Here is a 26,226-nt window from a genome sequence, read left to right as displayed (position 1 = left end):
TTCAGTGTGCTGCGCGTTGCCATCAATGAGGGGTTGCCTGCAGTCCCGAGGGGGGATCGATCTGGGTTGTCGAATAGCACGTGTCAGCGTTAAAACTCAGGACATTCCCCGTTCCATCGGCTGGCCCAGCCATGACATTCAGATAGCAGTCCTGCGCCGGAATCGTGTAGGCATGTCCGCCTACTCCCGCAATGTTTCCACCCGTAACATCGGGCCCAATCGGAGGCCATGCTTTACCAGCGGGCCACCACGCGGGTTTACCTGAGAGATAGAACGAATCGGGCAACGTTTGACTGGGCGGGACTGGGTTCGCGTAATTAGACAGCCCGGACGGTACCTCACTGCCCAAAAATCTCACGCCGCCCGTGACGGTATCGTAGTTTCCCCAACGCATCAAGGTCGTAACAACAAGCGGATCGCCGTTTACCGTGACATTGCCTTCTGTATTCCCACCACCCAAGTCATAAATAGGCTTGGTTCCATTCTCATAGCTTTGCTCTAACCCCGCCTGTCCAAGGACATTTCCAAGGAGGTTAAAACCGCGATTGTAAGACTGCAAAATGATCGGGATCTGGTGGGAGTTACAAGGGGAAAAGTGGAACTGTTGTCCGTTGTAGCAGGCCGGCTGGTTTCCGCTGAAATAATTGCGGAAGTAGGTCATCAGATTGTGCGTGCCATGGAATACGTCCGCGTATGTCTGTGAGCCCACATTGCCTTCCAGCAGAATCAAGTCGTCACCGGCGGTATGCACCATGAAAGCTGGCATCACATAACCAACCGCCCCCTCGTAGTAGTTATTGATCGCGAAGTTGTAGCTCAGCACGCAACCTGTGCAGCCATTGATTTGCAACGGAGTTGCGATGTACTGAAAAATTACGTTTTCCACCAGCACATCGGTCGAACCGTAAGGCGAAACTCCATAGCTCTGGCTCACTGCGTTCTGCGTCAAATAGAAATAGCTGTCCCGAACCGTAATTCTTGCCGACGCCATAATTTCCACGTGCGATCTGGCGCTCCGAATTCCCCGCACCCCACTCACCCAACAGTCGATGCAGTTAAAAATTTCAACGCCTCGCGCCCCGTTGGAGTTTGTGTTGTCAATTGAAAGGCTTTCAACCCCGGAACTGGATATCGGGCTGTTCGCCCACCACGCCCCCGGAGACTTGCCGGAACTCCAATTTGTGGCATAAAGCCCGGGCGTGATCGTTACGTTATTACCGCTGATCGACGTCACTTGAACGATCTGCTCCTGATCTCGGTTGTTGCGCGCGCCATTATTGTTATTTCCTTCCAAAGAGCAGGGCGGATTTGTCGAGGGGTTCTGGCAAACGAACTTTGTGCCCGTGTCCGAAGCGTCGTCAACCTGATCGAGCATGAGCGGGGAGCCCACTTTCAAATTGCTCACACTGCTTAGGGTGATTGTGGTCGTCGCTTTAGAGTATCCGGCAGTCCAGTTGGCGGAATTCGAGGGTCCACCAGGCCAATTCGTGTCCGAACTGTCGACACAGATCGCCGCTGCATAACCGTGACAGCCACCATCGTTGGTAAAAACTAGAAACGTCTTGTCCGCCCCTGCACCGCGCAATGTCACACCACTTTTTCCGTTAAAGACGATCCCAGCACTGAGGTTGTACGTGCCAGCATTCAACATCACCACTTTGCCGCTTCCACAGGCTGCAATCGCGGAGTTGATTTGAGGCGCGGTGGCTCCAGGGTTCAGCGTCGTACAGATGGTGGTGTTGTTGGGGATGCCGCCGCGAACTCCGGCGTTCGACCAGTCAATGGCACGGGTCGGGGCAAGGATGCCCGCCCAGTTCTGGCCGTAGGATGCAGGGGACAACAAAGTTAGTAGCGCTATGAAAACCGATACTCGTACGCGACTCATTTACCTATGGCCCCCGGGGGTTTGGGATCTGGGTGTATTCAATCTGTAGTCTACGCAAGCCAAACCCTGTTCTCTAGACACGAAAGGGCATTCTGGCACCCCACCAAGTCGTCCGCTTTCGCAACTGGGATGGCCATTGGGGCATGGCCGTTCGAAGCAATGGACAGAAATCAGATTCGTCTATGGCACAGCGGGAACGGTGCTCCAAAAGACCTCAATACTCGGCTCAGTGCAACGGTCAAAAATCCGCAAGAATTCAGTCTGATCAACCCACTGGCTCAGCACCAATCCGAGCCGGCAATCGACTGCGTAGTTGAATTTTCCATGCCCGGCGATCTGCCCCAGTCGTTCGATGCAATGCACTCCTTCAGCCTGAAACTCCGGTAGATTGACTTCAAACGACAAATACGGGACCGGACGTTGCATCCCACGCAGCACGTTCGGTTCGTAGCCTTCGACGTCGATCTTTACGAAAAAAGGCACGCCGTGCTCCACAAACAGTTGCTCCATCGTCGTGGTTTCGATCTCCCTCTTTTCGGCGAATTGCAGATTGTGCCCAAAACGCGCCTGGTCGGTTCGTAGCGTGTCGACCCATTTCTGGCTGAGGGTGTTCTTGGCCGATCCCGGCTCGTCGATCCACATAGTTTCTACCGCACACTGGTCGCTAAGCGCTTTACCCACGATTTTGACCGGTTTCGTTTGGAGCCGGTACTTGAGAAACATCTCCCGCAGAATCGTCTGGTTCTCTGCGTCCGGCTCGACCGCTATGACGCGCGCTCCCAGCGCCAGAAAAATCGCCGTCTTTGACCCTTGATTCGCGCCCACGTCAAAAATCAATTCGCCCGCGCGAAACCCCTGCAATAGTTCACGATAAAAGCTGACTTCCTTCCGCCGGTCTTCGAGTGGCGCACCGTCACTGATACTCCAGTAGAGGTCGTAGATTCGGGAGGCCCGTAGACGGTGATAGAGTCCCACTCGTCGGAGTGTTTGCTGAATTTGTTTTTTCAATGTAAGTGCGGTCCCATTCTAGGCGCAAACGCGCCGGTTATCTCAGACCCGTTACGGAAGTAAAACGGAACGTGCTGAGGGCAATCTCCGGTTCGACCTCACTTCGTTCCTCTTCGTGGATCACGGTCGCATCCTGCGATTCGGGCGTCCTAGCGGCAACTTTGCAGGATCGCGGTCCGGGCACGTTGGCGATGGAAAGTAGAATCAAAATCCAAACTGGACTCATCATTCGGAAGCCCGCCTCGGTCGTGCAATAAATGAGGCCAGCCAACAGATACGCCATGCGTAGCCGCGCGAAGTCTCTCTCCCCCCGAAACGCCTTCGCGATATTCCTGTAGCCGGTTGCCAGCAGGATCGCGAGTAAGGTGATCCCCACCCATCCCCCGTTCAGAAAAACTTCAATGTAGCCGTTATGAGCCTCGTTCAGGCGGTAAAAAAATGTAAATGTCGTGTCGATCTTGTCGGACAACCAAAAGCTTTCGAAGCCACTCCCGAACAACGGATTGTCGACCAGACCGAACAGTCGACGCCAGATCTCGGTCCGTCCTGTGAGCGTCGAGTCCCTTCCGAGGCTCTCCAACGCACCTGACCCGACATTTAAAAACAGCGCGGAGACAGCTATCGCGAGGAGCGAGAAAGTCATGCAGTGAACCATTCTCGGCCTTCGCGCGAACCACGAGAAACTGGTCGCCACAATCAGTGTTCCGGCCAGACCAAAACACGCGATCGAGGTCGCGGAATCGGCAATCGTTAGGAGCCAGATCACCATGCCCGCTAACATTCCTTGTGCAATCAATTTCTTCAATCGGCGCGGACTTTTCTTGCTTTTCAGGGTCAGGAGGAACTGCCACAGGGCGGAAAGTCCGACCACTAGACACATCATACCGAGTGAATTCTTGTTAGTCGTGACCCCAACATTGTAGAGTTTCCCGTCCCACCGCCCATATCCACGACCGAGATCGGGATAATACTTGATGAACAGAATCGAAGTCGGCACCAGCAGGAAACCAGTCCACGCGAGCAGGCGCTTAACCGCAACATCGCGATCGGGATCGGTGAGCACAATCATTACCATCAAAACGTCGCCGATGGCCTTGATCCACCGCTTTAGAGCCACCAGAGGATAATCCGACCAGAGCACGCTAATCGCGCAATAGCCGAAAAACGCGAGCATGGGCCCATTAGCGCGCAAGAAGTTCACCGCCTTCTGCGATCGCATCACCATCACGGCCGTTCCGGCCAAGAGGAGCAAGGCGTAGGCGGCTGCGTCAAGCGGGCTGCCATCGAGGGCAGACTCTAGCGAGTCTGACGGGGTCCCCCGCTGCAACCACACCGTCACCGGACGCGACGCGTTGATCAGCATCCAGAACACCGGAATCCACAGCGCTGAAGACGGCCGGCTCTTCGGGTCGCGGTCGAGCACAAAAAGCCCGACAATTCCCGCTATGAAAACCAACGCCGCCAGGGACGGGCTCATCGGGCCTTACTCACGAATATCGACCATCGGGCCAACTCAATCATTGCTAGTCCAGAAACAGGCGATGTAAAAGTTCGACCGTCAACAGCTTGTGAATTTCCGTAGTGTAGTTTCGTCCCCCGACCAGGTGACCTTGCACGATCGCCTCTAGGCCCCGACGGTCGATGTAAGGTCGGGAGAGCGTGCGCGAGTCGAGCAGCATTTCCTGAACGTACTTCGCGAGCGCATCGCGATACCACACCCGGAAATGAAGGAACTTGTGCCGCCCGAGAAACAGCCTCTCTAAACGAAAGGCCGAGAAGGCGTGGTCCACCTTGGAAACCCACTGGGGCATGCCGTAGTCGTAAGCATATTCGGCTTTGAAGGTGAATTCCAGATAGGCGCGCAAGGCCGCGGCCGACAGGGAATTAGAATTTCCGCCCACGCCGCGGTCGCTGCGCATCCTTGCCAGTTCCGGACTGCCATCCCCGATCAATCGCACACGCACGTCGCTGGTTTCCGCCGTGATCTTGGGCGAATGATACACAGCCTGGACGAAATCATTGTCCAGATAAGGCGAACGCACCGTGAGTTGCGTCTGCTCTAGCGCGAACACTCCAAAGTGGTACCACGGAAATTGCCGGAAAACGGCAAAGGTCAGGGGATGTTGGCGACGCAGATTATTGTATGTTTCCCCGGTCTGGCGAATGTGCGCCATCATCTCCGGGCGGAAAGCGGCCTCGCCCGGCACCACTGGCTTGAACATCGCCATCTGCCGCAAGATCTCACTGCCGAAGGTTCCGACCACTTTAACTGGAGCAATCTGCCTTGCTCTCTCGCTGACGTAAAGGTCGGGACAACGCGTCAGGTCAACGCAGCCATCTGTGAGATAGATACTGCGTTCCGCGTAGTGCGCAAACCGGCTTAGAAACTCATTCTCCACCGGGATGACCTGGTGCTGTTGCCCACACACCGTCGCAACCTGTCGCGCCATCCGCACGTCCTGACACTCGCGGTAGGGACCAACGAAGGTGTAGCAGGGTAACGTATTGGGCGCTGCCTTCCACCAGGCCAGTATTGCCCGCGTGTCCAGTCCACCGGTAAGTGCAATACCGACTTTTTCGCGGCCCTGAAAATAGCGCGGCAGGTTCTGCGAGAACGCGGCACGGATTTTCTGGTAATAGGGTTCTGGTTCGAGCGCGGACAGTTGCTCCCACTCGCTCGGTTGAAAATACGTCGCCTTTTTCTCGATCGTCCGGTCGCGAAATACCCAGGCCGAACCCGCCGGCAAAACGTAAATTTTTTCGAAAAGCGTTCGGTTCTCGAGCACTGCTCCGCAGGCGAGAAACTCTCCGAGCCCGCGCGGATCCTCGCGCCGCAATTCCGGACACACTGCGAGGATAGCCTTCGCTTCCGCGGCGAAATAAAACGCGTCCCGGCCCTCATGGAAATATAGGCGGTGCATTCCATAGCGATCGTTGAAGAGCACAGTCTGCCCCTGCCTCTGATCCACGACCAAGCCATGGAACATTCCGTTCAGACATCTGGGGAATGTCGAATCATCCTCATACTGATGCACCAGGTAGGACGCGTCTCCGGACGAAAATGCATGGCCTCGGCTCCGCAGTTGTGCCACGGTCCCGAGATCCGGATTGTCTTCGCCTGAAAATACGAGCGAGACTTGTCCCGTCTCGTTGCGCAGCGGCATACCGTCTGCGAACGAGTTCTCCATGACGGTCCATCCAACGTAGACCCCCAGTTTCTCGTCAATCCAGATTCCGGTCCGGTAAAAAGACTCATGACGGATCGACTCAACCATTCGTAGTAGTTGAGCCTCCGCCTCCGGCCGAGACATTTTTGTAATAAAACCAACAATCCCAGGCACGTTGTTCTAGCTCGCTTCCGACGACGACTGGAATTTTCGGTGGTACCACGCGGTACGGTAGTCGCGCAGCTTACTCAACCACTTTTCCGGCAGCCGGTCCACTAGCCGCCGGTGAAAGCCGAAGTCCAGGGCGGCGCGGCCGAGTCGTGTGAACGGAACGTAGTAGCGCGGCAGGTCGACGCGCGCGAAGCCGTTCACTTCCTTAAAGTGGCTCAGACTATCACCCTCTTTATTGCCATATGTGAAGTGTTCGTAAACGAGAAATGGAATCTTACGCTCAGCGCAGCATCGCACCGCTTGCGCGATCAGTGCGTTCGTCGGAGCTTTGTCTTTGTGCTGCACCATCGACAAGATATGCACCAGGCATGCTTGGTTGTGACTTTCATCCACCACCAACTTAATGAATCCGATCATCGTGTCGCCGACGAACGCGCCCACGTAAATGCTGCGGTCGAGATACGTTCCGGCATAAGCGTGCGCTTGTTCGGGCGTCATACCGTAGTACGGAAAGGCCTTTCCCTGCCGCACGGGCGTTTCATTGTAAATGCCGCAAATTCCCTGAATGAGTTCTTCGCCATAGGGAACTTCGCGTAGAACGACCCCGCGTTTTTCCGCCTGCCGCGCGCGGTTTCTCGGGTACGAACGGATTTGTTTATTCCACCAGTAATCGAAAGTCGAAATTGGCAATACCGCGAGATTGTCCATTTCCATCCGATAGGAATACTGCGGGGTGGTGCCGGGCAGTTTTTGCAGAAACGTGAACATATCGATGCGCCGCCCGCAATTTCGCAACTCGGCAATGAACGCTTCGGGATCGTCGGGAAAATTGTACTTATCGCCGTCGATGCAGGCGACGCGCAGCAACCGTCCCTTAATCCGGATTTCTTTACTACCGACTATAAGCAACGCGGGTCACACCCATTCCAAGAAGACGTACATTAGAGTAATGAACTGATTGCGGTTGGGATCACGCATTGGCGAACTTCATTCCGAATGACTTATCGGCTCACCGGCAACTGGTCTGGCGAAACCATCCGCGCCAGCGCTCGCTGCTTCAACTGCCCGAAGATCTGATCCATGATGTGTGCCGTCAGAATAATCTCCCGGTACGGGATGGGGACCGGCGTACCTTCTGCGATTGACCGATAGAACGATTCGATCAGATACTTCATCCCCGACTTCATATGGAAATCATTTCCGAGGAACGATCGCAGGTTCGTACCCAAGTTGCCCATATATTGCCGAGCAAAGATCATCGGGGGCAGGAATTTTTCGGTATAGCTCTTGAATCGGGCTCCACGCAACTTGATTACGGTCTCCTGATCGTGATCCAGCATCAGACCATTGCGCGTGCCGTAGATCCTCAAATGATGCAGTGCAGGCCGCATCTGCGACGAGAACGTGAAATAAGCAGTAGTACGGTTCTCTTCGCTGATGATGACTCGCAACTCGTCGATGATTTCGGTTTCGCCAGTGGCCCGCAGAAACGGGCTGGTGAATCCGAACGCCATCACTTGGGGCGTTTCGGTGGTCAGAAATTCAGCAAGACGTGCAATGCCGTGACTGATCACATTGTGCAGCAACTGCCCGGGCAGGCGGCGAACCCAGTGGCGCTTATCGCCAAGAATCGCTTCCGCATAACTGCCTCCACTCATTTCGTAGCAGTAGTAGCTCTCCATGTGGACCGGGCCGTCGCCAAGATAACCGCTCTGAACAAGAGCGCGCATCCGGCGGGTCGCATGTCCGAACTGGTCATCGTGCCCGGCGGTAATTTTGAGGTTGCGCTCATTGGCCAACGCAATCAAGCGCCGCGCGTCTTCTTCATTTATCGTGAACGGCTTTTCCACATAGACGTGGCTGCCTGCTTTCAAACAGGCCGTCGCGATATCGGAGTGGCTGGCGGGCGGAGTCGTGATGTGAACGACGTCCGGCTTCGCTTGGCGAAGGAGTTCGTTGACATCGCTGAAATAGTTCTTAACAGGAAATCGCTCGTAGAGTTGGCGAGCCATGAGCGGCTCGCGGTCACACACTCCAACAATTTCACAGCCCTTGATCCGACCGATTTGGGAAGCGTGCGAGTCGGCAATCTTCCCGCATCCTACAATGGCGACTTTAATCATGCCCGGCCCTGCGACATCCTTCAAAGTAGCGGCCGAGACCTTCCGCCATCGTTACTCGGGGCGCCCACCCCGTTCGTGCCTTCAATTTTGAATTACTGTACCGCGTCTTCTGCCAATTTGCATGCCACCTTTTGCGATTGAATACCGGCGGTAACTGGTCCGCCGACCAGGAAGAATACTTCTCCCACAAGTAGCACAGTCCAAGACTCACGGCATGAGGCACATACACGGATTTGAATTTCTTGACGTTCTTCTTGTACTGACGCAAAAACTTTCGACTGGACGGAAGTTCGTCGTCGACTACATTGAAAATCTCTCCGTCAATCCCCTGTTTCAGTCCTGCCAGGGCGATCGCATCCGCACAGTTGTCCACGTAGGTCAGTGGAATCGGATTCGATCCCCCCATATGAAGGAATATTCCGAAGGTATCGATTCCGACGCGCCCGCTGATCGCCGTCTTCCCCGGCCCGAAGACATACCCTGGCCGCACGATCACATAAGGTAGGCCGAACTTTTCGCCGTACTCCTGCAACAACTCATCTTGCTTAACTTTGCCGAAGCAGTAGGCTTCCCCACGCAGATCGGAATGCACTTCCACCGGGCAGGATTCATCCAAGACGTCGCCAGACTTCTTGCCATTGGCATAAACGGTAAAGGAACTTACGTTCACAAACCGCCGCAGAGACTTATGCAAAAGGCAAGCCTCGAGCAGATTCCTGGTTGTGACCACGGAATTCATGAAAGCGTCGGGAAAAGATTTTTCGCCTCGCCCGGCCGCTAGATGAAACAGCACCGCTACATCCTTCGTCGCAGTGACACAGTCTTCCGGAGAGAGAAGATTGCCGGTGACAACTTCCAGCTGTGCTGAACCAAAGGCGCTGTTTGCAACCAAAGCTTCCAGCGGAACCCTCTGACTGGAACGTCTCACGAAACACCGCAGGTTGCGAAACCCGCGGCGCAACAAATTCTCAACCAACCGGAGTCCGATAAAACCATTGGCTCCTGTGATGAGAATGAGATCGTCGGCGCCAGCAAGGCTGCTCTCCTGCTCGCCACCAGGACCGAGGTTCAGGTTCGGCGTTCTCGATCCATGAGAATTCACGTCTACCGAAACAGGCATGGGCCTACAGACACTCCGAAAATTGGTCGAGGGATTCATAGAGAGCGGCTCCAAAAGCAACCGCGTAGGGGAGAACACATGCCAAGCCGCTCGTACTCGAGCGACGGGCCACTCCGACTGCAGCTTGTGCAACAAAACCACGCGCGATCTTTACATTTTTCAGGAACTCTTGAATCCCGCCACCCAACAGGAAACGGTATTCTTGCGGATTAACAGGGTGTGTTTCCACTTCCACCGTCGCCGTCTTTGCAAGTGCGAAGATGCGATGAATGCGCTCGGCCGGTTCCAGCGGCGGCAAGGAAAAGAAGTAATCTGCCGATCGGTTCCTGCGAGCCAGCAGCCCATTGACCAGCGCCCGGTAGACACGATTTCCGGCGCCTTTCTCTCCCGCGTAAAACGAAAAGCTTGGTCGCACCAGGGCTCCCGCTGGCAACAACCGTCCGAGCAAAACATTCGCACAAAGATGCATGTGATGATGTCCGTCAAGACGCTTGGGGCCTGCTCCGTAGAGCCGCTCATATTCTTCGATCTGCGACTTCACCACGTACTGAAACGAGCTCGCTAGTCCCGGATGATAGACAACTTGCGCAAAGCGATGCCCTTTCAGGTATCGTTGCACTCTTAGCAGGTGTTCCTGCAAGCGCGGACTTGCCCCATCTGCCGTAAACGGGCTGGTTAAGTTAACGTGGAGACCGGTTTCGAGATCGCGTTCGCGCGCCAAACCAGCCGCCCGCTCCGAATCTTCCATGAACACCATGGCGCTGGTCGAAGAAAGCACTCCGCCCAGAAAGCATTCAAGAATGCGATCGGTGGTGTTAGCATCTCGTCCCCAATCATCGGCGTTCAGGACCAGGAAGCCAGAACTATGAGAGGCATTGTTCCCGAGAACGTCCGAGGAGTCCGTAGCCAGTTCAGTCTCCGCCCCGTGGAAAGTCGCCGGCCCCAGGATGGTGCCGCCGAGCGTCGATACGTAAGTAATCAGTCTTTCTAGGACTAGGGTCAAATGAGTCATAGCACCAAATCGAAATTAGATTAGACGCATTTCGGCGGACGATGGGGCCCGGGAGTTCCCGAGGTCTTATCCAACTCTTACGAATTTCTTCAGCCGCTGCATCTGCTCATGGCGGTGGAACTCCATCAATTCTCCCGACACAGGCCTTTCGATGCCGGTGATCCATGCCCAGAGATAGCCTGACCCCAAGGCGGCGCCGCCGACAATCCATGGACGTTTGCGCATCTGGTAGATCGTACGAAACGCTTCCCAGAGCGGATGGTTGCCAATTCGATAGTCCTTGGCTCCGTACAGGAAACGTGAGCGCACCACGCCCTGCTGCGCTGTGCCCATTTCGCGATGATGCAAACAGAATTTTTCAGTAAACGTCCGGGTCTTCCATCCCTTCATCCGCGCGGTGATAACCGCGATGTGATCGATGGATCCACCCTTCACTGCCATGTAGCCGCCGATCGCAGTGAAGCACTCGCGCCGGAATATCTGGCAGGCACCGGAAACGTGCTCGATATTTACAAATCGATAGTCGTAGGATTCGCCAGACGTCTCTTGGAACGGAGTTCCTACCAAACCAAGGGTCTGATCTTCTTGAGCTTTGCCGAGCAAGAAGGCCAGGTAGTCAGGCTCGAAAGTGATATCCGCATCGAGGCTGCCAACAAATTCCCACTCCAGATCCTGCATCCGTGCGTAGCCAGCATTAAACGCGTGGACTTTGCCAGCAAAGTTGCGCTCCTGGCGTTCCGGCATGCGGACTAACTCAATCCAGGGATTGCGTTCCGCTGCCTGGAGGACAATCTCATCGGTCCCATCGGTCGATCCATCGCTGACAATCACCCAGCGCAGCGGACGCAGGGTCTGCGCCGCCACCGACTCGATTGTGAGTCCGAGAAAGCGGGCCTCGTTGCGGGCGGGCGTGATCAATACGTAACGCGGGGTCATAGGAATCCAATGCGTGTCGTAGGTCAGAGCCTAGTGCGCGACCACGGGGTCAACACGCTTGTCCCGGGCGACTTCTTCTCCGGCGTTGAACGCCGGCTTGCGGCCGATGCTGAGATAGTGAAATCCGTGAGCCGTCATGGCGGCGGGATCGAACATGTTGCGCCCGTCGACAATCAGCGGACGCTGGACGATCGAGCGCAGCCGCGCCCAGTCGAGATCGCGAAATTCCGGCCACTCGGTCGCGATGACGATCGCCTCCACATCTTCAGCTGCCTCGTACGCATTAGCGACGTACCGAATCTCCGGCAACACAGATTTCGCTTTTTCGCCCGCCTGCGGATCGTACGCACTCACCACCGCACCTTCGCGAATCAGCGCGCGCGCCAGTTCCAGCGCGGGAGCGAAACGGACGTCATCGGTATTCGGCTTAAACGCCAGGCCTAAAATCGCGATCTTGCGTCCGCGGAGCACCCACAGTTCGTTCCGCAACATCGCGACGCAATGCTCGATGCGGGCGTGATTGATTTTCTCCACTTCTTTCAAAAGAGAAAAATCGCAGCCCGCTTTTTCCGCGATGCGAACGAAAGCCTGGACATCTTTCGGAAAACAAAATCCTCCGAAGCCAATCCCCGGATTCAAAAACGAAGGCCCGATGCGCGCATCCAGACCCATGCCGAGCGCGACCTTGGTGACGTCCGCGCCCACCGCTTCGCACAGGTTCGCGACCATGTTGATGAACGAAATCTTCATGGCCAGAAATGAATTCGATGCATGTTTGATCAATTCCGCGGAATTAGTGTCCGTCACCACCCAGGCCGGCGCGGTTCGCGAAGGACATTCCCTGTGCACCGCGCAGGTAAAGCTCTGCTCGAGTACGGGACGATAAATTTCGCGCATTTTCGCCGCCACCTCGTCGCGCTCCACCCCGATCACGATTCGTTCGGGATGAAAAAAGTCCTCAATCGCCGAACCCTCGCGCAGGAACTCGGGATTCGACACCAGATCGCAGCGCAGATCGGGACGCGAATAGCGCATCAGTTGCTTCTTCAGTTGCTGCCCGGTCTGCACCGGAACGGTGCTCTTCTCAATCACCAGACATGATCCCGACGAAAGCTGGCCGATCGTGCGCGCGACGTTGGCAACCGCCGAGAGATCGGCGTCGCCGTTCTCGAGCGGCGGTGTGCCCACGCAGATAAAGATCGCATCCGCGCCCAAGACCGCTTCTTCGGTGGAATGGAATCGAAGCCGTCCCGCTTTTGTGTTCGCGGCTACCAGTTCTTCGAGATGAGGTTCGAAAAACGGCACCTGCCCGCTCCGCAGAAGCGACAGTTTGCTTTCGTCGTTGTCCGCGCAACGGACGTGGTGCCCGATTTCCGCCAGACACGCGGCCGTAGTCAGGCCAACGTATCCGGCGCCAATCACTGATATTTTCATGGAATGCGTTCCCTCGAATGAAATCGCCTGACTCATTATGACAAACGTTCTGCCATTTCGAGTTGAGCGTCGCCCGAACCATTTTTGCGCTTCGATTCGACAAAACGCCGCACTTCTTCGACGACCCGAGCCTGCTGCGCCGAGGTCAGGTTAGGAAACATCGGCAAGGAGACGATCGCTTCCGCAGCACGTTCGGTGACCGGGAAATCGCCTTGTTTGTAGTTGAGAGACTTGTACGCCTTCTGCAAATGGAGCGGAATTGGATAGTGAATTCCTGTTCCGATGCCCGCGTCCTTCAAATGAGCCATCAAACCTTCGCGATCATCCGTGCGTACGACGTAGAGGTGGTAAACAGCCTTTGATGAAGAAGGCTCAAACGGGGCGTCCACAGGATTGCCCGCCGCTTCGAACAGGCGCTTGTACTCGACTGCGTGCTCGCGCCGCTGGTCGTTCCATTTCGCCAGATGCTGCAACTTCACATGCAGCAAGCCGGCTTGAATCGCATCCAAGCGGCCGTTGTAGCCTTCGACGTCGTGGTAGTACTTCTTGGCTTGCCCGTGATCGCGAATCATGCGAATCTGCACGACGAGTGCTTCGTCATTGGTTGTAACCGCACCAGCTTCTCCACAAGCTCCGAGGTTTTTCCCCGGATAAAAACTGAATGCAGCTGCGCGTCCGACGGAACCGGCTGTCTGCCAGCGATTCTGTTTACGCGAGAAATACTTCGCGCCGTGTGCCTGGCAAGCGTCTTCGACTACGATCAGGCCAAAACGGTTAGCCAGGTCGACGATGGCGTCCATGTCGGCCATCTGCCCATAGAGATGAACGGGGACAATCGCAGTCACCGGACGTCCGCTGCGCTTGCTGATTAGTTTTCCAGCCGCGTCTTTCGTGCAATCCTGCTCGAGGTACTCGCGCAGTTTCACCGGATCCATGTTGTAGGTGCGATCGTCGACGTCGACGAATTCCGGCAATGCACCGGCCTGCGAAATCGCTTCGGTGGTTGCGATAAAGGTGTGCGCGACGGTTACGACTACGTCGCCGTTGCGGACGCCGACGGCCATCAGGGCAAAGCGCAGAGCATCGGTGCCGCTGTTGACGGCGACTGAATGCTTGGTCTCGCAGAAGGCGGCAAACGCCTTTTCGAAGTTCTCGACTACGGGACCGCCAATAAATCCGGCAGTGCGAAGAGCCTGCTGAAATACCTTGGTTAGTTCCTGCTCCAATTCAATGTGCGGAGTAACCAGATCAAGAAAAGGAATATTAGAAACGCTCACTTTGTAGCCTCCGAGGTCTGTGCAACGTTTTGATCGATATAACGAAGAACTTTTGCCGGATTGCCGGCCACGATGCTGTTCGGGGGAACGTCTTTTGTCACTACGCTACCGGCACCCACCAGCGCGTTTTCGCCAATCGTGATGTTCGACAAGATCGTGCAGCCGGACCCGATTGATGCACCTTTCTTGACAAAAGTCCGCTCGACCTTCCAGTCGGCTTCCGTCTGCAACTTGTCGCCGGCGGTTGCCCGCGGGAAGGAATCGTTGATGAAAGCCACGTTGTGGCCGACAAAAACGTTGTCTTCAATGACCACGCCTTCGCACACAAACGTGTGACTGGAAATCTTGCAGCGTTTACCGACAGTGGCATTCTTCTGGATCTCGACGAAAGCTCCGATTTTTGTTTCGTCGCCAATTTCGCAGCCATAAAGATTGATGAACTGCGAAAGCTTCACATTCTGCCCGAGCTTTACACTAGGAGCGACACAGCGGAAGTCGTTTTCCATTCCCAATTCCTTATTCTCCTCAGTTTCGGTTAGGGATTCAGGGCGCTACAAGTAAACCACTTCTCCACGCTTGGCGAGGGACTTGGTCGCTGCCTCAAGCATGCGGACGACTTTCAGTCCGGCACAGCCGTCATTGAAAGGTCTCTCAGACTTCTTGATACATTCGACGAAATATCCGAGTTCCAGACGAAGCGCTTCAACTTGTTCCACCTGCGGCGCCCACATGTCGCCTGACCGATAGCTGACCAGCAGGTTGTAGACGCCTTCCTGGCTTTTCACGTCGACGCCTTTGTCGTAGATCTTCAATTTCTCGTCGGCTTCGAGATCGTTCCACACCAGCATTTTCTTTTCACCCCCGATGAGCGTCGTGCGGACTTTCACTGGGGAAATCCAGTTAACGTTCACATGCGCGATCATCTTGTCGGGGAAATATGCGGTGATGAAAGCAATGTCTTCGTGCGAATTGAGATGAGCCTGGCCGGTGGCGGAAATAGCCTCGGCATCCTTGTGCAACAGGTGATTCATGATCGAAAGATCATGCGGCGCGAGATCCCAGATCACGTTGCAGTCGTGCTGGAACAGGCCCAGGTTCACGCGCGTGGAATCGTAGTAATAGAGATTGCCAAGCGCTCCTTCCTGCAGCAATTTATGAATTCTGCGGACCGCACCGGTAAACAAAAAGGTGTGGTCCACCATGATCTGCAGATTCTTCTGTGCGGCAAGATTGATCAGTTCTTCCGCTTGTGCGGACGTGCTGGTGAATGGCTTTTCGACGAAAACATGCTTGCCATTTTCCAGAGCCGCCTTGGTCACTTCGTAATGCGTCCAGACGGGAGTGATGACCGCGATCGCATCGACGTCCGGCGACTTCACTAATTCATTGTGATCGGAAAAAACAGGAACACCTGGATGAGCCGACTGTATACGCTTACGGGCGGCAGGACTCTGATCGCAAATGCCCACCACCTCACAGCCTTCCAGACTGCGCAGGTTCCGAACGATGTTCGGACCCCAGTATCCATAACCGATGACACCAAACTTCAACATAAGAATTCACCCTGAGGACGCGACCCGTGCCGGTCCTGGAAAGAAGAGATGATGAGGGAGCACACGATGACTACGAACAGCCAGGGGAGTTCTTGAACAACAACTGGAGACAGCTAGCAGGCGCCGTTTCCAGCGATAACCGCTTTGGGGGTTTGTAGAAGAATCTTCACATCGAGCCACGGAGAACTGAGGCGTGCATACTGGAGATCCAAGCGGACCATGTCATCAAACCCGACTCTGCTGCGTCCTTGGACTTGCCACAATCCCGTGATTCCGGGCTTCGCTTCCAGCAAGCGGCGCCGATGCCAGGTCGCATAGGCTTCCACTTCGTACGGCACCGGCGGACGCGGTCCAACGAGTGACATTTCTCCACGCAACACGTTGAAGAATTGCGGCAACTCGTCGAGGCTCGTACGGCGCAGAAACGATCCGACACGGGTGATGCGGGGATCGTTGGTTAGTTTGAATATCCCTTCCTCGCTTCCATTCGCCGGATTCTTTTCGGCCTGCCCGGCAATCAACTGGCGTACGTATTCCTTGTGCTTACTCGCATCGTTGTTGACGTACATGGAACGAAACTTAAGAAATGTAAATGGAGTTCCATGCTCGCCAACGCGCTGCTGCTTGAATAGGATCGGCCCACGGGAAGTTAATTTAATGGCTGCTGCAATGATGAAAAACACCGGCGACAACAGCAGCAGTAGAACCAGGCTGCCACTAACGTCCATTAAGCGCTTGATGCCGCGGCTCAACCAGTTGGAACCGTTGCGTTCATGTAAGTCGGGATAGAGCGTCGGATTGCTGGGCCGTTCTGGATTGGTCGGATCCCACTCCTCCGGAAACAAATGAAATGAAAACTTGATCTGGCTGAACTGCTCGTTGGTCAAGCGGCCGCGCAACACATCACTGATACGCGAAAGAATCGTGCTCAGAATAAGGTTGTTGTCGGGAGTGATTTCGGTGAACATCACGCCCACGACGGAATTTGGTTCATACCATCCCATGACGTCGGTTTCGCGCGTCGCAGCCTGGAGGGCATTGAGAATCTCCAGCAGAATACGTCCGTTCTTTTCGGTAGGCAAGTTCCGGCCCGTGTCCATAAGGAGAAGAACAAACGGTCGCTGCGTGCGCTCACTACGCTTCCGTTCCAGGGAGATCATGCGTCGAAAGATGTCCTCGGTCAGGATCTCGCTGGTTGGAGCCGGATTCTGTGACCGGACAGATCGATCAGTTGATAGCCGTCTTGTCGTCGTCGATGCCACGGGTCGCACTCCTCGTGTTGAAAGCCACGCAGGCCTGCGGCTCAAAGCCGCTGCCAAGTGGGCACGGATGCAATTGGGGGAAGGACTTTACTAACCCGGGTGGGGGACAACCAGGCTGAAATTTTACGATCAGCGTCGCGGCTGAAGGGGGGAAACTACTCGGATTTTACCGCATCTTGTCCGTATCTGGAATAATAGTATTTGTGTTCACGTCCACTGGTGCAACTATTTACCACCACTCCAATCAAGCTTGCGCGATCTAGCGTATCTACCGCACGCTGCAAAGTTTTGCGCTCTGTAACTCCCTCGCGGACGACGAACAAGACACCATCGGACATTTTCATCCAAAAGGTCGTATCCGCCAGCGGAAAGAGCGGGGGGGTATCAATAATGATCCAATCGAAAACTGTTCCCAATCGGTCAAGATACTCAAGCAACCGCCCTGATTGCATCAGTTCGAGCGGGTTTTCCGGAGCCATGCCAGCCGGAAGGATGGAAAGCCCAGTCCCCTCAAGCCGGTAAACGACGTCAGAAAGCTGCTTCTCGCCGCGCAGACACTCGCTCAGCCCGGGCAATAGGGTTCCAACTCCAAAGCGCTTGGCTACCATCGGACGGCGAAAATCCCCGTCCACGAGCAGTGTTTTCAATATCTTGCTGCGCGATTGGTTGAGAGCCAGATTGGCCGCCACCAAGCTCTTCCCTTCCTCAGGGGCGGTGCCGGTAACAACGATCCGCTTGAGTTTACGTTGCTCGCGAAGGTTGCGAAGCTTCAGTCCCAGAACGCGGAATTTTTCAGCACCTAGACTTCCTGGGTCAGTAAGGCAGATCAGGCGGGCATCCGGCAACGGAGCAGGCCTCATCGTGGGAAGCGATTCCAGAGAAAATGCCTCTGGCGGCGCGACCGCTGCTGGCGACTCTAGTGTCTCGACGTGAAACGGTGCGCGACGGCTTTCAGCTGCTTCAAGCAGTTCTTTCACTGACTCGGGAGGCGTCAGCAGATCGCTGCCCCACCGTTCCGTTTCGGACCGCTTGAGTGCATCAAATATACGGCTCATAGTTAGTCTTGTTGAATGACCTCAGTCAGCAGCTTAGTAAGGCCTGCGAATGACAACCGCTTCTTCCTTCGCCTTCTCGGCAGTCTTCATATCCTGCAAATAGTCGTGCAGTTCGAGCAGAGTCTTGACGGCGCGCAACAACTCGTCTTTTTCCTGTTCCTTGGCTTCCTTAGTTGCGGACGCTGCGCTATTTTTCTTTTCGCCACGCGTCACGACTACGCCGAGTCGAAGGTCCTGCGCGATCTCGTCAATGATTTCTCCCGGGATCACTGCCGCACGCCTGCCATATCCAGAGAGAAGCGCGTTTTCGCAGATGGTGTTGATCAGCCTCGGAAAGCCGTTGGAGTGTTTGAAAATCGCGCTGACAGACGCTTCCGAAAAAATGGTGGTGTCGGGCGCAACGCCTGCGATCTGCAAACGCCTCTGCACGTATCCACGCGTCTCTTCCAGATTGAGTGGCTCAAGATGACAACGCAACGCAATCCGCTGCTTGATCTGACGAAGTTCGAACGAGTCGAGCATTTCGTCGAGCTCAGGCTGGCCAGCCAGGACGATTTGCAGCAGTTTCTGTTGCGTAGTTTCCAGGTTCGTGAGCAGCCGAACTTCTTCCAGCAATTCCGGAGACAGATGGTGCGCTTCGTCGACCACTAGCAAAGTGGACAACTTGCGCTGGTGCCTCTCCACCAAAAACGAGCTAAGCGACAAAACCAGCTCGTCTTTCGCCTTGCCGGCAACGGGCAGTCCAAAATCACTCGCGATGTAGCGGATGAATTCCAACGCCGACAAACTGGGATTAAAAACGTATGCAAACGCGACACCGGTGCGGCGCAGTAATTCCAACACACAGCGCACCAGCATGGTCTTGCCCGTACCGACTTCGCCGGTCAGGACCACGAACCCCTTGCGCGCCCGCACACCGTAGTAGAGCGAAGCCAAGGCTTCGTTGTGGCGCGAGGTCGAGAACAGGAACGATGGGTCCGGTGTGATCTCGAACGGGTTCAGCTTCAAATTGTAGAAAGTTTTATACAAGTCGTTTAGCCGCGTAAATACGTTATCGCCGACCCAACCGCAATGGCGAACAGAATCACCGCCGCCGCCGCCCCCGCAATCCAATTGCTGCGGCGCGTCTCCGCTTCTTCAGCCGGAGTCGGCAGGTTTGGAATCTCGACCAGAATGTCAAAAGGCACGATCTTCTTGACTTCGCGTTCCGTGTGAACCTTGCCGGCAATAAACTCGACCGCACCCGCGATGACCACTCCAAATACTATTCCCACCAACAGGCCCAGTCCACATAGCCGCAACCGGTTCGGCTTGTCCGGACGCACCGGCAAATTCGGCGGATCGAGCATGCGGAAGTGTTCGCCGCGTTGCGTTTTTTCCAGGTCGGTCGCCATCTCCGACTGATTCTTTTTGGCGAGCAGAGAATCGTAGTTTGCTTTGGACTGTTCGTAGTCGCGCGTGATGTCAGTAAATTGCTGTTCCATCACTGGCGCATGGTTCAAGCGCGACTGGTACTCGCCAATTTTGCCTTCAAACTCCCGCACCGAGGCTTGCCGGTTCACCAATTCCGCGCGATTCGCTTTCAACTGGCTTTCGAGCTCCAGCATCGGCGCGCTTTTCAATTCCGGAGATGCGCTGGTGTCCGGAGTTCCATCGTTACCGCGCTTGCTGATCTCTGCTGCGAGCCGCTCGCGCTGTTTTTCCGTGCTGGCAATCTGCTCCTTCGTCTTCCGGACGTCCGGATGCTTGTCGGTGTAGCGCGCGCTCAAATCGGCCAACTGGGCCCGCAGCCGGTCCAAATCCTTGTCGATGGCCGCTAACCCCACCGGCCCCCCTTCTCCCGCTTTTGTACCGCGATCGAGGGTCTTGTATTGGCTCACCAAGGACTCCAGATACGTGTTCTGCTGGCGGGCTCGGTTGAGTGCATCTTCCTGCGCCTGCAACTGAGTCTGGAGGCCAGCGAGGATCTGCAGATTGCTCTGGGTCTGGCTAGGCAGCTCGCCAATATGCTTGTCTTTGAATTCGCGGACGCGGGCTTCTTGCTCGGCCAGGTTCTGGCGTGCTTGATCGAGCTGGTCCTGCAGGAAGCCCGTGATATCCGCGGAACGTCCCTGGCGCTGCTCCTCGCTTTCGGTGATGAACAGATTGGCTAGTTCGTTGGTTGCCTCTTGCGCCAGCTTCGGATCGCGGTTGGAATAGTAGATGTTGAACGCCGAAAGCTTACGGTCGTCCCCGCGCGAGAGTTCGATCTCCACGTCTTTGCGCATGACTTCGACCAAATCGTCCGGATTCTTATGTTTTCGATCGGCGGCGTAAAGATTCAGGTGATCGATAATCTGCAGCAATCGCGTTCGGCTCAGAATCTGCTGCGAAATGCTGTCCATCTGTCGCTGAATATCGTTGTCGATATTGGAAGCCACCAGCTTTTCCGGCACAGCCGGCTGCTCGACGAGGATCAACGTGCCCGACCGGTACACGGACGGCAGGAACCAACTGATTCCCCACACCAGTAGCCAGCCAGCAAAAAATGGCAGCAAGAAGTGCCAGCGCCGTCGGCTTACAAAACCGAGGATCTGGTGTGCTTCAGGAAACTCAGCTGGTTTGTCTTGAAAATCTTCTTCCATCGTTAACGTCCTAAAGGCCGGGACCACTGATATCCCAGCGTAACGGAAAAGCGGTTGCGGTGTGCCGGCCCTTGTTGGCTGAGATTCGTGCCGCCAAACTGCTCCTGAAAATCATGCGCATAACCAACTCGCAGGGCAAGGCTCTTACCCAAGTTGCGCTCCAATCCCATGCCGATCGATGCCGAATTGATCTTTGATGCACTACCCTCCACAGGAATAGTGAGCGATTTGTTGTTTCCGTAACTCGCGCCAAAGGAAACAGCCCAACCTGGCAACAACTGCTGCCGGATATCGGCATGGACCCCCTGCAGACGAACAACTCCAAGTACCCCGCCGCCGTCGTTAATTCGTCGCGAGTAGCCTACGGCGACGCCGGTATGGTCTTTTTGCCAGCCTGCTTCGACGCCGCCGGAGAATGACCATTCATTGAAGCTCGAAGGAGAACTTCCCGTCCCGCCCGCTGCATTAATGCCCTGGTTCTGCGAGTACTCTGGGCCGGCGAATCCGCTCAGGGTGAAGTGATTCGGCAGAGTAATCGTGTTGACCGCCAAAATGCTGTGTACGCGCGTTTCGCCTCCGCTGTTGTCTCCGCTCGAATCAAAAGTCACGCGGTCAAAGCGGTAGTCGACGCCGAGCCAGTCTCTCCCAAATCCATGCAGCCAGAATGCCGAACCGGAGGCCGTACGCGTGTTGGCCAGCGCAAAACCCGTCGGGACGTCGCCGAAATGCAAATCGTTGAACGACCCGCTCGCGCCGACGATATCGTTGAGCGCGAGATGGTAGTTGGTTTCAACCACCGTCGAAGATGAACGCTGTTGCGACAAAGGCGTAATCAGATTTGCGTTCGGCCCACCGTTCCCAATTCCTAAGCCAGAGCCGCTTGGATTGAAGAAGCCGCTGGTCAATGAAAACTCTTCGGAAACTCGCAGATTCACATGCGGACTCAACCGGAACTGCGAGTCGAAATTCAAGCCATGTGATCCCGTGTTGCGGCTCGACAATCGCTGGTTCACCGTCAATCCGGCCGCGTAGCCCAGCGTCCAGCGCACGCGAGAATGAACCTGCTCCAGGCTGATATTCGGGAAAAACGAGTACGTCGTATTACTGAGTTCGTCATGCGGAGTCAGTAACGCATTGTCGTCGTAGCTAGCGCCTACGTTGAGGCCGCCGCGCAGGTAATTCGATCGTTCCGATTCCGACTTGAGAGCGACCGACAATCTCGGTCCGCCCAGCATCGCCGGAATCTGGGGCAGGCTGCCGCTCGTATCTTCTTCGCCGATCTGCGAGTCGATTCCAATCACTCCAGTCAACGCAGGAGCGGGCGTCGATCGGGAATCGTCGGTGCCCGAGTTCGGTGGAGACGTGTTCTGCCCGAGCGTCAGGACCTGACTACCCAACAACATCACTGCCAACATGGATACTTGTCGAATGTTCATAGCCATCCCCTACGGGACGATGACCGTATCGCCCGGCAGCAGTCGGATGTTCTGCTCCAGGCTCTTTCCCTTGATCACTTCTTTGTAGTTGAACGGGAATCGCTTCTGCGTGCCGTCCGGATTCGAGCGCAGAATATAGATCGCTTTCTGCTTCGCAAAATCCTTGAAACCGCCCGTCATCGCAATCGCATCGAGAACAGTCGTCGAGCCAGATAACAGATACGTGCCCGGCCGCGAGACCATTCCCAGAATATTGATCTTCTGGCTCTTGCTTTCGGTGACAATCACCGTCACTTCGGGATCAGAAATATAGCTCTGCAGACGCTTCGTGATTTCTTGCTCAAGCTGATGGGGCGTCTGTCCGCTCGCCTGCAACTCACCGGCCAGGGGTAGAGAGATCTTGCCATCCGACCGCACGGGCACGGACCGCGAGATGTCCGGCTCTTTCCAGACATTGACCGTGAGGACATCATTGGCGCCGATCATATAGGCGTCGTCGGAGTGGCCTTTGTCTTTATCCGGAGCCTGCACAGCTGCGGGCGGTGTAGTTGGCGCCGCAGCATCCGATTGCGCCATAACGGCGGCGGAAATCATCAGCACCAGGCTGAAGGTGAGTACGACGCGAAACGGATTCGGTTTCAGGGTCATGAGCGATGCCTCCCGGCCAATCGACAGTGTCGAACTGGCAGGACTACTTTGCTTCACGAAATCCATTGTAGTGATGCAGCCGCTGTGAATCATGCGGCGGAATAAGCCGGTACTCTTGGATCTTGTAGAGCAGCGCCCGGTAACTGATGCTCAACAGGCGGGCGGCAGCTTTGCGATTCCAGTGAGTCTCTTCGAGTGCGTGCGCAATTGCGCTGCGTTCGGCCTCACCCTTGGCATTCCTGACCAGCAGTTTCAGCGACGACTGCTCGTCTCCGCTGCCATTTCCGGTCTTGACGTGATTGTGAATCACAGCAATGCCGTTGTGACTGGGAGTGCCGTTCGCGGACTGGGAATGCGAACTAAGCTCTTCGACCGCAGCCGCTTCGTCGCCGAACACCAGGAAGCGCTTGACGAAGACTTCCAGTTCGCGAAGATTTCCTGGCCATGCGTGGTGCTGGCAGGCGTCGAGCAGCGCACCCGAAAAATGAGGGGCAGGTACTCCGTAGCGGCGCGTCAGACGGTTCATGAAATGTCCCAGCAGCAAGGGGACTTCTTCCCGACGATCACGCAAAGCGGGAACGTGCAGTTCGAATGCGCTCAGGTGATAGTAAAGCTCTTCCTGCACTCGCTTTTCGGCGACGGCCTGATCGAGATTGCCTTCCGTCGACGCAATGATGCGCACATCCACCCGGATCGGAGTCTGCCCGCCGGAGCGTACGAATTCTTTGGTCTGGAGGAGTTTCAACAACCGGAGTTGGACCGGACCAGGCATGGCTTCGAAGTCTTCCAGCAGGATCGTTCCCTTGGCGCACTGTTCGAACTTGCCAGGCTTCGATTCGAGACGTCCATTGCCATTTGAATGTTCGTATCCGAACAACTCACTCTCCAGCATGTCCGCAGTGAGAGCAGCACAGCTGACTCTTGTGAACTGGAAACTGGATCGAATGGAGAGCGAATGAATCAACCGCGCAGCCGTAGCCTTGCCGCTACCGGCCTCGCCGGTAATGAGCACAGGAACGTCGGTTTGGGAGAGCAGTTCGGCCTGCGTCCGCAAACGGCGGGTCGCGGGACTCGCGGCGACAAAGTACAGCTCTTCGCCGATCTGCTCGATTTCAGGTTGATGCATGATGGAATCTAGGACAACTCTGGAAGACTGAAGACTTTAGACAGGTTTTACTTGATAGCCGTCGATCCGCACGGCCAGGGAACGCTGGATCACGTCCACAGAGATGACCAGGCTATGGTCGCCATTTTCGGAGAGAAACACTCCCTCCACGCCGTCCATGGCGCCGCCACATACCCGCACTCGCTGCCCCACTTTCAGGAAAGGATGAGTCCGGCAAGGGGTCGTCTGCGAAAGAACCGCACGTACGTTTTCAATCTGCTCATCTGGAATCGGAACACCTGAGCCCCGCGTTCCGACAAATCCGAGAACGCTGTCCACTCGATGCACTCGTGTCCGATCATCCGCATTCAGGGTGCAACGGACGAACACATAGCAACTGAATAAAGGAACATCGACGACTTTTTTGCGATCGCTCCAGCGATGCGTCTCGCGAATCGTGGGCAGGAAAGTTTCCATACCCTCCTCGCGGAGACGATGTTCGACGACTCTCTCGTGTCGTGCGCGGGTGTGCAGCGCATACCAGCAAAGTGCCGCACCTTCCGATGCGGGCGACAACGCGCTGGCTACTCCCTGATTTGAACTACTCAAAGCTTCGCCCTCTGGGTCCCATCGCATGGGTCCGCCTGAATGAAATGCACAGCAAGTACAGGTTCTCTTAGGGGAGAGTTACCGCAGGGGGAGAGTTCTTTTACAGCTCGGCTTTCGTGGTCGCAGGTTCAAGGTAAAGTCCCCTGCAATACCGTGCAAGTGGTATAAAATCCCGTGGATAAACATCTCTATCATAATTAGGTCTTTATTTCTTATTCATGAGAATTTTAGATCAGAGATAATACTATTTAGCACATCAGTGGTAGACCTTAACACGAGGGTGGTAGAGGCCGAGCTAGCTGCTCCGATGAAGATTCTCTAAATTCACTTTATATCATTGATAATGAATACTTTGTGTGAATATAAAAACCCTATTTCCGAGCCTCACACAGGAACTCTCGTTGGCAATAACTTGCGACATTACGAAATTGTGTCAACATGAGATTGTCGAATCGTTCGACTATGCACCGATTTGCATAGGTTGCAAACCAAGTTCTTGAAGATGGCTGCCCGCAATGGTACGCTCAGGGCAGTAGCAGGAAGCCAAATTAAGGGTTATTGCTTAGCCGCTTTCTGCTGCTCTCCCCTCGAATTTGCGATACCAAGAGCGTTTGCATTCGGTGGCGAACATCCTTTGCTGGAACCTGGTCAGTAGCAGCGCCGGCTCCACGGAAATATTGATTCAGGAGATCTGATGCCGTCCCAAGACCTGCGAGCCGCGGACTTTATCAGCATCGTCGTCGCCGACAGCACTCGCATCCACACCCAGCTTCTTGCCGAGGCGATGCGGAGCGACCAGGGGATACAAGTCGTCGCCACGGCCTTGTCGTCCGCGGAATTGCTCTCTGCCGTCGTGCGCGTACCGGTCGATGTTGCCATCATCAGCTACAGCCTGGACGATCAGCCCGGACAGGGGACCGAAGTGCTGAGGGAAATTCGAGGCCTTCGGCCTCAGATCAAAGGTATCCTGCTGCTCGACTCGTCGCGCCCCGCGGACGTGTTGGAATGTTTCCGCGCGGGCGCCAGAGGAATTTTTGCCAAGCACGAACAGCTGGAGAGCCTCTGCAAATGCATCCGCTGCGTTCATGAAGGTCAGATATGGGCACGCAGCGTCGAACTCGAGCATGCTCTCGAAGCTCTCGCCAACTCTCCGCTCGTGCGTGCGACCAACCACAAGGGGCTCGAACTCCTCTCGGCCCGCGAACGCCAAGTCGTGCAGTATCTGGCGGGAGGCATGACCAACCGCGAAATTGCGGAATCGCTCAGCCTGAGCCCCCACACAGTAAAAAATTATCTATTCCGCATTTTCGACAAGTTGGGCGTTTCCAGCCGTACTGAATTGCTCTACCTCACCATGAGCGGTGCGCAGGCCCGCAAGCAGGGTCCCTCAGAGGAGGAGGGCCACGACGTCCCCGCGCTGCTCCAGGCAGCCGAGGCGGGACAGTCCTGGGCTCAACTACGATTGGCCGAACACTACGGTCGGACGAACGGTAGTCCTGCTGACCGAATCGCTGCGTATATGTGGTGCTTGCTGTCCGAGGAAAACACAGCAGCCATGCGAAGGCAGATTGAGAATGCCAAGACAAGTCTCATGCCGCAGATGTCCGCTGAGGAACGATCCGAGGCCGAGCGGCGCGCCGACGCATGGCAGAAGAACGCCAGCAGCAAAGCTGATGCCGGCAGAATCGAGAAGGTGCGTCGCAAACGACAAGCTTTGCCGAGTTCGTAGAGACGGCACTTGCCTCGTCTATCTCCCGATCTAGATTTTGGGTGGCGCAGCGGTTCACCGCTACGGTCACCT

At 55.5% G+C, this 26,226-nt stretch carries 22 protein-coding genes; 1 reads left to right on the top strand and 21 read right to left on the bottom strand.

The window, feature by feature from the left end:
• Positions 1-22: 22 nt before the first annotated feature.
• From HY010_07540 to HY010_07440, 21 genes are all read right to left on the bottom strand, one after another.
• A complete protein-coding gene (locus tag HY010_07540) occupies positions 23-1,885 on the bottom strand; it encodes a hypothetical protein (GenBank protein MBI3475570.1) in 1,863 nt (620 codons plus the stop codon).
• A gap of 180 nt (positions 1,886-2,065) precedes the next feature.
• Positions 2,066-2,893 carry an FkbM family methyltransferase gene (locus tag HY010_07535; GenBank protein ID MBI3475569.1) on the bottom strand — a complete coding sequence of 276 codons (828 nt, stop codon included), beginning with the start codon at positions 2,891-2,893 and terminating at the stop codon, positions 2,066-2,068.
• Between the two features lie 37 nt (positions 2,894-2,930).
• Positions 2,931-4,370: an O-antigen ligase family protein gene (locus HY010_07530; GenBank protein MBI3475568.1), complete on the bottom strand. Its 1,440-nt coding sequence runs from the start codon at positions 4,368-4,370 to the stop codon at positions 2,931-2,933.
• Between the two features lie 46 nt (positions 4,371-4,416).
• Positions 4,417-6,168, bottom strand: coding sequence for a hypothetical protein (locus HY010_07525; protein MBI3475567.1), 1,752 nt, complete (start codon positions 6,166-6,168; stop codon positions 4,417-4,419).
• Between the two features lie 72 nt (positions 6,169-6,240).
• Positions 6,241-7,140: a hypothetical protein gene (locus HY010_07520; GenBank protein MBI3475566.1), complete on the bottom strand. Its 900-nt coding sequence runs from the start codon at positions 7,138-7,140 to the stop codon at positions 6,241-6,243.
• Between the two features lie 92 nt (positions 7,141-7,232).
• A complete protein-coding gene (locus HY010_07515) occupies positions 7,233-8,354 on the bottom strand; it encodes a Gfo/Idh/MocA family oxidoreductase (GenBank protein MBI3475565.1) in 1,122 nt (373 codons plus the stop codon).
• Entirely contained in the window at positions 8,347-9,474 is a 1,128-nt protein-coding gene (locus tag HY010_07510; protein MBI3475564.1) for an NAD(P)-dependent oxidoreductase, read from the bottom strand. Before HY010_07510 ends, HY010_07515 begins: the two co-directional genes overlap by 8 nt.
• 4 nt (positions 9,475-9,478) lie before the next feature.
• Complete coding sequence (locus tag HY010_07505; GenBank protein ID MBI3475563.1) at positions 9,479-10,486, bottom strand: ChbG/HpnK family deacetylase; 1,008 nt, start codon at positions 10,484-10,486, stop codon at positions 9,479-9,481.
• Between the two features lie 66 nt (positions 10,487-10,552).
• Positions 10,553-11,422, bottom strand: a complete 870-nt coding sequence (locus HY010_07500; protein ID MBI3475562.1) for a glycosyltransferase family 2 protein — start codon at positions 11,420-11,422, stop codon at positions 10,553-10,555.
• Positions 11,423-11,452: 30 nt separating this feature from the next.
• A complete protein-coding gene (locus tag HY010_07495; GenBank protein MBI3475561.1) occupies positions 11,453-12,856 on the bottom strand; it encodes a UDP-glucose/GDP-mannose dehydrogenase family protein in 1,404 nt (467 codons plus the stop codon).
• 35 nt (positions 12,857-12,891) lie between these two features.
• Positions 12,892-14,133 carry a DegT/DnrJ/EryC1/StrS family aminotransferase gene (locus HY010_07490; GenBank protein ID MBI3475560.1) on the bottom strand — a complete coding sequence of 414 codons (1,242 nt, stop codon included), beginning with the start codon at positions 14,131-14,133 and terminating at the stop codon, positions 12,892-12,894.
• Entirely contained in the window at positions 14,130-14,639 is a 510-nt protein-coding gene (locus tag HY010_07485) for an N-acetyltransferase (protein ID MBI3475559.1), read from the bottom strand. Before HY010_07485 ends, HY010_07490 begins: the two co-directional genes overlap by 4 nt.
• Positions 14,640-14,684: 45 nt before the next feature.
• Complete coding sequence (locus HY010_07480) at positions 14,685-15,686, bottom strand: Gfo/Idh/MocA family oxidoreductase (protein ID MBI3475558.1); 1,002 nt, start codon at positions 15,684-15,686, stop codon at positions 14,685-14,687.
• Between the two features lie 113 nt (positions 15,687-15,799).
• Complete coding sequence (locus HY010_07475) at positions 15,800-16,414, bottom strand: sugar transferase (GenBank protein MBI3475557.1); 615 nt, start codon at positions 16,412-16,414, stop codon at positions 15,800-15,802.
• A 689-nt stretch (positions 16,415-17,103) separates the two neighbouring features.
• Positions 17,104-17,925 carry a CpsD/CapB family tyrosine-protein kinase gene (locus HY010_07470; GenBank protein MBI3475556.1) on the bottom strand — a complete coding sequence of 274 codons (822 nt, stop codon included), beginning with the start codon at positions 17,923-17,925 and terminating at the stop codon, positions 17,104-17,106.
• A 111-nt stretch (positions 17,926-18,036) separates the two neighbouring features.
• Positions 18,037-19,032 carry an AAA family ATPase gene (locus HY010_07465; protein ID MBI3475555.1) on the bottom strand — a complete coding sequence of 332 codons (996 nt, stop codon included), beginning with the start codon at positions 19,030-19,032 and terminating at the stop codon, positions 18,037-18,039.
• Positions 19,033-19,037: 5 nt separating this feature from the next.
• Positions 19,038-20,627 (bottom strand): hypothetical protein, encoded by a 1,590-nt coding sequence (locus HY010_07460; GenBank protein ID MBI3475554.1) that lies wholly within the window; start codon positions 20,625-20,627, stop codon positions 19,038-19,040.
• A gap of 2 nt (positions 20,628-20,629) precedes the next feature.
• The gene (locus tag HY010_07455) at positions 20,630-22,063 is read right to left on the bottom strand and encodes a hypothetical protein (protein ID MBI3475553.1); all 1,434 of its coding nucleotides are present in this window, start codon (positions 22,061-22,063) and stop codon (positions 20,630-20,632) included.
• A gap of 9 nt (positions 22,064-22,072) precedes the next feature.
• The gene (locus HY010_07450; protein ID MBI3475552.1) at positions 22,073-22,711 is read right to left on the bottom strand and encodes a polysaccharide biosynthesis/export family protein; all 639 of its coding nucleotides are present in this window, start codon (positions 22,709-22,711) and stop codon (positions 22,073-22,075) included.
• Positions 22,712-22,754: 43 nt separating this feature from the next.
• Entirely contained in the window at positions 22,755-23,837 is a 1,083-nt protein-coding gene (locus tag HY010_07445; protein MBI3475551.1) for a sigma-54-dependent Fis family transcriptional regulator, read from the bottom strand.
• 36 nt (positions 23,838-23,873) lie between these two features.
• The gene (locus HY010_07440; protein ID MBI3475550.1) at positions 23,874-24,425 is read right to left on the bottom strand and encodes a UpxY family transcription antiterminator; all 552 of its coding nucleotides are present in this window, start codon (positions 24,423-24,425) and stop codon (positions 23,874-23,876) included.
• 694 nt (positions 24,426-25,119) lie between these two features.
• On the opposite strand from HY010_07440, the gene HY010_07435 reads away from it, so the two are divergent.
• Complete coding sequence (locus HY010_07435) at positions 25,120-26,154, top strand: response regulator transcription factor (protein MBI3475549.1); 1,035 nt, start codon at positions 25,120-25,122, stop codon at positions 26,152-26,154.
• Positions 26,155-26,226: the final 72 nt, after the last annotated feature.

It is taken from the genome of Acidobacteriota bacterium, assembly GCA_016196065.1.
Lineage (GTDB): Bacteria > Acidobacteriota > Terriglobia > Terriglobales > Acidobacteriaceae > Acidiflorens.
This window is presented reverse-complemented; position numbering and strand designations above follow the sequence as displayed.

Coding starts and splice junctions, on each gene's coding strand:
- HY010_07445 (MBI3475551.1), bottom strand. CDS start 23,837: ATGCATCAACCTGAAATCGAGCAGATCGGCGAAGAGCTGTACTTTGTC.
- HY010_07510 (MBI3475564.1), bottom strand. CDS start 9,474: ATGCCTGTTTCGGTAGACGTGAATTCTCATGGATCGAGAACGCCGAAC.
- HY010_07455 (MBI3475553.1), bottom strand. CDS start 22,063: ATGAACATTCGACAAGTATCCATGTTGGCAGTGATGTTGTTGGGTAGT.
- HY010_07450 (MBI3475552.1), bottom strand. CDS start 22,711: ATGACCCTGAAACCGAATCCGTTTCGCGTCGTACTCACCTTCAGCCTG.
- HY010_07530 (MBI3475568.1), bottom strand. CDS start 4,370: ATGAGCCCGTCCCTGGCGGCGTTGGTTTTCATAGCGGGAATTGTCGGG.
- HY010_07460 (MBI3475554.1), bottom strand. CDS start 20,627: ATGGAAGAAGATTTTCAAGACAAACCAGCTGAGTTTCCTGAAGCACAC.
- HY010_07485 (MBI3475559.1), bottom strand. CDS start 14,639: ATGGAAAACGACTTCCGCTGTGTCGCTCCTAGTGTAAAGCTCGGGCAG.
- HY010_07500 (MBI3475562.1), bottom strand. CDS start 11,422: ATGACCCCGCGTTACGTATTGATCACGCCCGCCCGCAACGAGGCCCGC.
- HY010_07495 (MBI3475561.1), bottom strand. CDS start 12,856: ATGAAAATATCAGTGATTGGCGCCGGATACGTTGGCCTGACTACGGCC.
- HY010_07540 (MBI3475570.1), bottom strand. CDS start 1,885: ATGAGTCGCGTACGAGTATCGGTTTTCATAGCGCTACTAACTTTGTTG.
- HY010_07505 (MBI3475563.1), bottom strand. CDS start 10,486: ATGACTCATTTGACCCTAGTCCTAGAAAGACTGATTACTTACGTATCG.
- HY010_07515 (MBI3475565.1), bottom strand. CDS start 8,354: ATGATTAAAGTCGCCATTGTAGGATGCGGGAAGATTGCCGACTCGCAC.
- HY010_07435 (MBI3475549.1), top strand. CDS start 25,120: ATGCCGTCCCAAGACCTGCGAGCCGCGGACTTTATCAGCATCGTCGTC.
- HY010_07525 (MBI3475567.1), bottom strand. CDS start 6,168: ATGGTTGAGTCGATCCGTCATGAGTCTTTTTACCGGACCGGAATCTGG.
- HY010_07475 (MBI3475557.1), bottom strand. CDS start 16,414: ATGGACGTTAGTGGCAGCCTGGTTCTACTGCTGCTGTTGTCGCCGGTG.
- HY010_07480 (MBI3475558.1), bottom strand. CDS start 15,686: ATGTTGAAGTTTGGTGTCATCGGTTATGGATACTGGGGTCCGAACATC.